The 6,874-nt window shown below is 52.8% G+C and carries 7 protein-coding genes and 2 pseudogenes; 5 read left to right on the plus strand and 4 right to left on the minus strand.

Annotated elements, in window-relative coordinates; all coding sequences use genetic code 11:
* A pseudogene (locus JX360_RS17770) lies at window positions 1–126 on the plus strand (photosystem II q(b) protein); the annotation flags it as partial.
* A gap of 356 nt (window positions 127–482) precedes the next feature.
* Here the strand turns inward: JX360_RS17770 and JX360_RS16735 are convergent.
* Window positions 483–884 (minus strand): annotated as a pseudogene (locus JX360_RS16735) (GNAT family N-acetyltransferase).
* 327 nt (window positions 885–1,211) lie between these two features.
* On the opposite strand from JX360_RS16735, the gene glnA reads away from it, so the two are divergent.
* The 3 genes from glnA to JX360_RS16750 all read left to right on the plus strand — a co-directional run bounded on the left by glnA (window position 1,212) and on the right by JX360_RS16750 (window position 3,745).
* Complete coding sequence (gene glnA / locus JX360_RS16740) at window positions 1,212–2,636, plus strand: type I glutamate--ammonia ligase (RefSeq protein ID WP_244353232.1); 1,425 nt, start codon at window positions 1,212–1,214, stop codon at window positions 2,634–2,636.
* Window positions 2,637–2,799: 163 nt separating this feature from the next.
* Window positions 2,800–3,468 carry a hypothetical protein gene (locus JX360_RS16745; RefSeq protein WP_244353234.1) on the plus strand — a complete coding sequence of 223 codons (669 nt, stop codon included), beginning with the start codon at window positions 2,800–2,802 and terminating at the stop codon, window positions 3,466–3,468.
* Between the two features lie 34 nt (window positions 3,469–3,502).
* Complete coding sequence (locus JX360_RS16750; protein ID WP_244353236.1) at window positions 3,503–3,745, plus strand: GNAT family N-acetyltransferase; 243 nt, start codon at window positions 3,503–3,505, stop codon at window positions 3,743–3,745.
* On the opposite strand, the gene JX360_RS16755 is transcribed toward JX360_RS16750, so the two are convergent.
* Entirely contained in the window at window positions 3,739–3,981 is a 243-nt protein-coding gene (locus JX360_RS16755) for a hypothetical protein (RefSeq protein ID WP_244353238.1), read from the minus strand. The genes JX360_RS16750 and JX360_RS16755 overlap by 7 nt on opposite strands.
* A gap of 152 nt (window positions 3,982–4,133) precedes the next feature.
* On the opposite strand from JX360_RS16755, the gene pyk reads away from it, so the two are divergent.
* A complete protein-coding gene (pyk, locus tag JX360_RS16760) occupies window positions 4,134–5,960 on the plus strand; it encodes a pyruvate kinase (RefSeq protein WP_244353240.1) in 1,827 nt (608 codons plus the stop codon).
* 200 nt (window positions 5,961–6,160) lie between these two features.
* Here pyk and JX360_RS16765 read toward each other — a convergent pair whose 3' ends face one another.
* On the minus strand, window positions 6,161–6,775 hold the full coding sequence (locus JX360_RS16765; protein WP_244353241.1) for an OST-HTH/LOTUS domain-containing protein: 615 nt from the start codon (window positions 6,773–6,775) through the stop codon (window positions 6,161–6,163).
* A 6-nt stretch (window positions 6,776–6,781) separates the two neighbouring features.
* A complete protein-coding gene (locus JX360_RS18145; protein ID WP_425244331.1) occupies window positions 6,782–6,865 on the minus strand; it encodes a hypothetical protein in 84 nt (27 codons plus the stop codon).
* Window positions 6,866–6,874: the final 9 nt, after the last annotated feature.

Raw genomic sequence — 6,874 nt, forward strand, 5'->3', positions numbered from 1 at the left:
GTTGGGACTTGGGCCGATGTGTTGAACCGGGCCAACCTGGGTATGGAGGTGATGCATGAGCGCAATGCTCACAACTTCCCCTTGGATTTGGCGGCTGTGGAGACGGCTCCTGCCATCCGTGGTTGATTGAGTGAATTGAGAGTGGGTTGCTAGCTGGTTCTAGTGACTAACTCATGATTCGGATCCCCTGGCCTAAGCTAGGGGGTCTTTTTTGTTAGGGTTGTTAGGGTTTGTAGGCTAGGGGACAGAGACTTGTTCTATTCCTGCCTTAATCACTCTTATGATCCCTTCTGGGACGCGATGTAAGACCAGAGAGAGGAAAAGCAAGTCTACTCTCTCCGAGGCTGTCGCGGTTGATTCAGAGAAGCCCACCCTCTGTCGCGCAGCGGTGCGCAGCACTTTTGCATCTTTTGCATAGCAATGAGCGTCGGGTACTTCACCTGCGGATGAGGGCGAAATCTGCCGCTGAGAGCACTAGCGGCCTAGATGATGGAGATGAGCCGTTCTGGACCCAGTTCCCAAAATAGATAATCCCGAGCGGCACGGGCTGCTTCGCTGGCTAATCCCTGTCCCCAATAGTTGTAGGCCAAGGCCCAACCGATCTCCAGTTCTTCTTGCCCCTCCACCTCCTGAAAGCTGGGGCCACCTCGTCCGATCAAATGCCCTGTTTCTTTGTGAACAAAAGCCCATAAACTCAGCCCACGCTCCTGTTGAGCTGTGGTGATGCGCTAGAGAAAACAGAGCGTCTCTTCGCGGGAACGGGGTAGTCCGGTAGTGCTGATGAACCGGGTGACGCGCGGGTCGGCGTAGAGGCAGGCCAAATCCTCTAAATCATCCCAACTGAGGGGGCGCAACCTCAGGCGCGGCGTTTCCAGAAGCAGCATGTCAGGGATCCCAAACAAGCCCCAATCCTAAGCCTGAAGGGCGTACTCCCACCAGGCGGGATCCCGATGGCAACCCAACCTCACGCAAGGGCGTAGATTGGAGGTCTTTGCTCAAGAAGTCCATCAAGTTGAGCAGAAGGCCAAGCTTGGGCAAATTTTGTATCAGAAACAACAAAATGCCGGTGTCGGCCTTTCTAGGATGAGTGAGCGTTTCTGACCGTGCTTGGGTCAAAACGTGGGGATCGATCGCTGGGATCCCGTACAGGCTTACCTGAACCCACCGCAGTTCACCCCAGTCCTAACCGCAAACCCAATAAGGAGAGAGTAATGGCATCCACGCCCCAAGAAGTGCTTCAGATGATCCAGGACAACAATGTCCAAATGGTGGATCTCAAGTTTGTGGATATCTTCGGCACCTGGCAGCACGTCTCCTTCCACACCTCGATGATCAAAGAGGAAACCTTTACCGAAGGGTTAGCCTTCGACGGATCCAGTATTCGGGGCTGGAAAGCGATCAATGAGTCCGACATGTTCATGGTGCCGGATCCGAAAACCGCCTGGATTGATCCCTTCCTGGAAGTCCCCACCCTCAGCCTTACCTGTAGCATCGTCGAGCCCCGTACGGGCCAGCTCTATTCCCGTTGTCCCCGCAGTTTGGCCACCCGCGCTGTCGCCTATTTGCAATCCACCGGTATTGCCGATACCGCCTACTTTGGGCCGGAAGCCGAATTTTTCATCTTTGAAGATGTTCGCTTTGATCAAACCCAAAATGCTGGGTACTACTTCGTCGATTCCATCGAGGGCCGTTGGAACTCAGGTCGTGAAGAAGTAGGGGGCAACTTGGGCTATAAGCCTCGCTACAAAGAGGGTTATTTCCCTGTTCCTCCCACCGACTCTCACCAAGACATCCGCACCGAGATGTTGTTGACCATGGCCAAATTGGGGGTGCCGATTGAGAAGCATCACCACGAAGTGGCTACTGGCGGACAAGGGGAGTTGGGCTACCGCTTCGCCGATTTGATCTCGGCTGCCGACTACATGCTGATTTATAAGTATGTGATTCGCAATGTAGCGCGCAAGCACGGCAAAACTGTCACCTTCATGCCCAAGCCTCTGTTTAACGACAACGGCACGGGCATGCACACCCACCAGTCCCTTTGGAAAGATGGCCAGCCCTTGTTCTATGCAGAAGGCACCTATGCCAATCTGAGCGAAACCGCCCTCTACTACATCGGTGGTCTTCTTAAGCATGCCCCGGCCATCTTGGCCTTCACCAACCCGACCACCAATTCCTACAAGCGTTTGGTACCTGGGTTTGAGGCTCCGGTGAACCTGGCTTACTCCCAGGGCAACCGCTCTGCCTCTATCCGCATTCCGGTGACCGGCACCAGCCCGAAAGCCAAGCGTCTGGAATTCCGTTGTCCTGATGCCACCTGCAACCCCTACATCGCCTTCTCCGCCATGCTGATGGCCGGTTTGGATGGGATCAAGAACAAGATTCACCCTGGCGAACCTCTGGACAAGGATATCTACGATCTGGAACCGGAAGAACTGGCCAAGATTCCCTCTACCCCCGGCTCTTTGTTGGATGCCTTGGAAAACCTGCAAAAGGATCACGCCTTCTTGCTAGAAGGGGGTGTCTTTACCGAAGACCTGATCGAGACCTACATCGAGTACAAGATCGACAACGAGATCAACCCGATTAATCTGCGGCCTCATCCCTATGAGTTTGCCCTCTATTACGATGCATGATCGGTTGCGAGATCTGTGACTCACTTCTCTTAGTCCTGGAAAATCGTAACTCTTGAACGGGATCCCTTCTCTTGATTGAGGGGATCCTTTTTTGTAGTGGTTTTGGGCTGGCTTGTGGGTATTCTGAGGTGGGCACCATTGTCTGCAAGCTGGGAGAAGCAGTATGGATCCGTTTTGGCTGTTTTTAATGCTGTTTTTAGCTTTTGTGGCCGGACTCTTGGCTTTTAATGCTTATTTAGAAAAGAAGCGGCGAGAAGCTCTGGAACAAGTGGCTGTTCGTTTGGGGATGCAGTTTTCTGCCCAGTCAGTTGAGGGGATCCCATCCCGGTTGAATCAATCCAGTTTTGAGCTGTTTCAGCGGGGCCGTGGGCGGCGTTACTGCAACTGGATGTCCAAGCGGTTGATCGATGGCACTGAAATCGCCCTATTTGATTACCAATACACCAGTGGCAGTGGTAAAAATCGCAGCACCTATCGCATGTCTGTCTTCTCTGCGTATCAAGAAGATCTGTGGCTACCCAGCTTTCGACTCCACCCCGAAAATGCTTTTTTCCATGGCATCGCCAAAGCTTTCGGCATGAAAGACATCAACTTCGAGAGCCATCCCAAGTTTTCTCGCAGCTACCTATTGCGAGGACAGGATGAAGCTCAAATTCGGATACGTTTTCATCCCGGTGTCCTGAGCTTTCTGGAGGATCATCTCAACTATGCCGTCGAGGGATCCGGATCCCATTTAATTCTCTGGCGCAGTAACCAACGGGTACAACCGGAAGGCATTGAAAACTTTATGCGTTTGGGGGAAGAACTGGTGCGACGGCTCAGCCGCATTTGATCCACTTGAGGTGAAACCCCAGTCTCAAAGAACTATGACAGAGATCAGAAAAGCAACCTACAGCGATCTACAAACCATCCAAACCTTCGATATTTTTGCGGGAGATCGTGCCAAAGATATTGAGCAGAGGGAGTGTTTTGTTGAAGTCGTACAGGAAAGGGCTGTGGGGTATGTTGTCTTCAACCATTCCTTTTATCTCAATCCTTTTGTTCAATTTCTGTGTGTTGCACCTCCCTGGCGGCGACAGGGGATTGCCAATTGGCTGTTGGCCTACTGAGCACCCAAAGCCGCCAACAAATCATCCGCTAATAACACCGCCGTATAGGCCAAGACTTGTCGCTGCTCAGGCGGTAAATCACCAATGTTGGTTTGGGGATTGCTGACGATACCCTGTAATACCATGCTGGCCACGTATTCCCGCTTAGAAAGTCCTGGGCTGGAGATGGTCGGGTTATCCAGCGAGAACTTTTGATGGTGCTCAAATGGATAAGCATATTCAGGGGCTAATGGCATCGCTCAACTCCAGGTTTGTGGCTTTCCCATTCTCCCATCCTTGAGCATTCCGAAAAAAGCGGGGCTGAAAGCGGGCACAACGGGTTATCGTATCTAGGGGATCCCTGAAATGGGGAGATGATCCGGGCTGCCCTCCCTCGGGAAACACTGCTATGCATCTGAGCGAATCCTTTCGGCGCACCAAAATTGTTGCCACCATTGGCCCCGCCAGCTTGGATCCGATCATTTTGCGGGAGATGATCCTACAGGGGGCGACCACCCTTCGCCTCAACTTTTCCCATGGGGATCACGAGCTGCACCGCCGCAGCATTCGCCTGATCCGCCAAACCTCGATGGACTTAGGCATTCAAGTCGCCATTTTGCAAGACCTACAAGGCCCCAAAATTCGCTTAGGTAAGTTTGCCGAAGGCCCGATTGCCCTTAAAGCCGGGGATCCCTTTGTTTTGACTAGCCAACCGATTGCGGGATCCCAGGAACGCAGTTGGGTCACTTATGACAAATTGGCCCAGGAGGTACCCGAAGGAGCCACGATTCTCCTAGATGATGGGCGGGTGGAAATGCGGGTAGAGGCGGTGGATCCCGAAGCCGGTGAATTGTTCTGTCGCACCATCGTCGGCGGAACTCTCTCTGACAACAAGGGGGTCAATTTTCCGGGTGTGCGCCTCAGTATCCGTGCCGTTACCCAGAAAGATAAAGAAGACCTCTACTTTGGTCTCAATCAAGGGGTAGATTGGGTGGCCCTCAGCTTTGTGCGGGAGCCTTCCGATGTTTTGGAACTGCGGGAACTGATGGCTGCCGTTGGCAAACGAGTTCCGATCATCGTCAAGATCGAGAAACACGAAGCTATCGAACAATTGCCCCAAATTTTGGCCCTCAGTGATGGAGTGATGGTGGCACGTGGGGATCTGGGTGTGGAGCTGCCCGCCGAAGAGGTGCCGATCTTGCAAAAGCGGATGATCGCCCTTGCCAACTGTTTGGGGATCCCGGTAATTACCGCCACCCAAATGCTGGACAGCATGGCCCATAGTCCCCGCCCCACCCGTGCTGAAATTTCCGATGTGGCCAATGCCATTTTGGATGGCACCGATGCTGTCATGCTCTCCAATGAAACTGCTGTGGGCAAATATCCTGTCGAGGCTGTCGCCACCATGGCCCGTATTGCCGTGCGCACTGAACAGGACTACTTTGGCCCAACCTACACAGAACGGCGCCAGCAAATTCGCTCCCTCACCCTACAGGAATTGGGCCAGCGCAATGGCAATGTTCCGACCCGACAAAGCCTGATCCCTGACTCGATTAGCCGTGCCGTGGGCGAAATTGCCCGCGAGTTGGATGCTGTGGCGGTGATGACCCTGACCAAAACCGGAGCTACAGCCCGGAATGTCTCCAAGTTTCGCCCCCGCACCCCAATCCTGGCTGTCACCCCCCATGTGGAAGTGGCGCGGCGGATGCAGCTGGTGTGGGGGGTGCGGCCCTTGTTGGTGATGGATTTGTCCACCACTCGCCAGACCTTCCAATCGGCCATTAGCCTGGCCCAAGAAGAGGGATTACTAAACGATGGGGACTTGGTGGTGCTCAGTGCTGGCACCTTGCCGGGAGTGGCGGGATCCACGGATCTGATCAAGGTGGACGTGGTGAAATCGGTGGTGGCTCAAGGGAAAGGCTTTGGCAAAGGCATGGTTAGCGGCCCGGCTCGTATCATCAAGTCCAGCCTCGATTCCAACAAGCTCACCTCCGGTGATATTTTGGTGGCTCAATCTACCGACGCCAGTTATGTGGAGGCCATCAAACAGGCAGCTGGGGTGATCACCGAAGAAGAAGGCTCCTCCTCCCATGCGGCAGTGATTGGTTCACGGTTGGGGGTACCGGTGTTGGTGGGGGTGAAGAATGCCACTCGCCTGATTCGGGATGGGGCGATTGTTACCTTGAATGCAGAAAAAGGGGTGGTCACCTCCGGTGCAGATGGCTTGGGGTTTTAAGGAGCCCTAACCATCAAGATGGGTTTACAAAAAATTGCTTCAATAGCTTCAAGACAGAGAGAGTACACTGGAAGAGTTGCTATCACCATGACAGATGATACAAACAAATAGAAACGAGCCTAATTTGTACACTTGAAAGAATATTTACTGCATATTCCGAGGCGCTTCTCAAAGCATAGCCCAATAGGTAAGGATCGAACCTATGATGGGTTTGACTGCTTCACAGTAGAGGAACGGTAAGCGACTTCCCAACTGCCGTTGCTGCCGGCTCTGATAGCAAAGTCGCTTGAGCACTGGGCAATAAATGCCCGCAAATTAGCCCCTAATCCGCGTCGGCGCAGACCTTCCAAAATGCCATGGCCATATCTGCTGTTGTAGGCCGTAGTAACCAGTCCTGGGTGAGCGTATTCACCAGCTGCCTTGCCCTGACTACGTAACAACTCACGAATGATGTCGACCATCTCTGCCGCTGACGATTTCAGGTCGACCGTCCTTGCTGCTAGAGGAGCCTGCTCATTCGGGGACGTAAAGGGACAGAAGTATGCTTGACCTTGGACAGTATGTACAGCAAAGTAGCGGGGTAGAGAACGAAGAAAAGCTGCTAATGAAGCATGCTCCTTGGCACAGTTTTGCAAAACCTCCTGAATCAGCAACCCATATTTTTCTTCATATTGTTTTCCTAGCTCAACGACTGGGATCCAAGAATGATTTCCTTTTTTAAAATCTCGAGTCAGTTCAGTTACTTGTTTAACAAACTCCTGCCTTGTGGGGAGAGGCGGTTTATACTCGGGCTCTCCTGGACTTATGGTGATCAAGGATTACTAAGGCCAGAAAGCTGCTAATAATCTGGCTCTGAAGTTAGTAATGTTGGTAAACCCATACCCTTGTCGCTTGATTACCTTGATCCGGTTGTT

The organism is Thermostichus vulcanus str. 'Rupite', from assembly GCF_022848905.1.
In the GTDB taxonomy this organism is placed as follows: Bacteria; Cyanobacteriota; Cyanobacteriia; order Thermostichales; family Thermostichaceae; genus Thermostichus; species Thermostichus vulcanus_A.

Coding starts and splice junctions, on each gene's coding strand:
- glnA (WP_244353232.1), top strand. CDS start 1,212: ATGGCATCCACGCCCCAAGAAGTGCTTCAGATGATCCAGGACAACAAT.
- JX360_RS16745 (WP_244353234.1), top strand. CDS start 2,800: ATGGATCCGTTTTGGCTGTTTTTAATGCTGTTTTTAGCTTTTGTGGCC.
- JX360_RS16750 (WP_244353236.1), top strand. CDS start 3,503: ATGACAGAGATCAGAAAAGCAACCTACAGCGATCTACAAACCATCCAA.
- JX360_RS16755 (WP_244353238.1), bottom strand. CDS start 3,981: ATGCCATTAGCCCCTGAATATGCTTATCCATTTGAGCACCATCAAAAG.
- pyk (WP_244353240.1), top strand. CDS start 4,134: ATGCATCTGAGCGAATCCTTTCGGCGCACCAAAATTGTTGCCACCATT.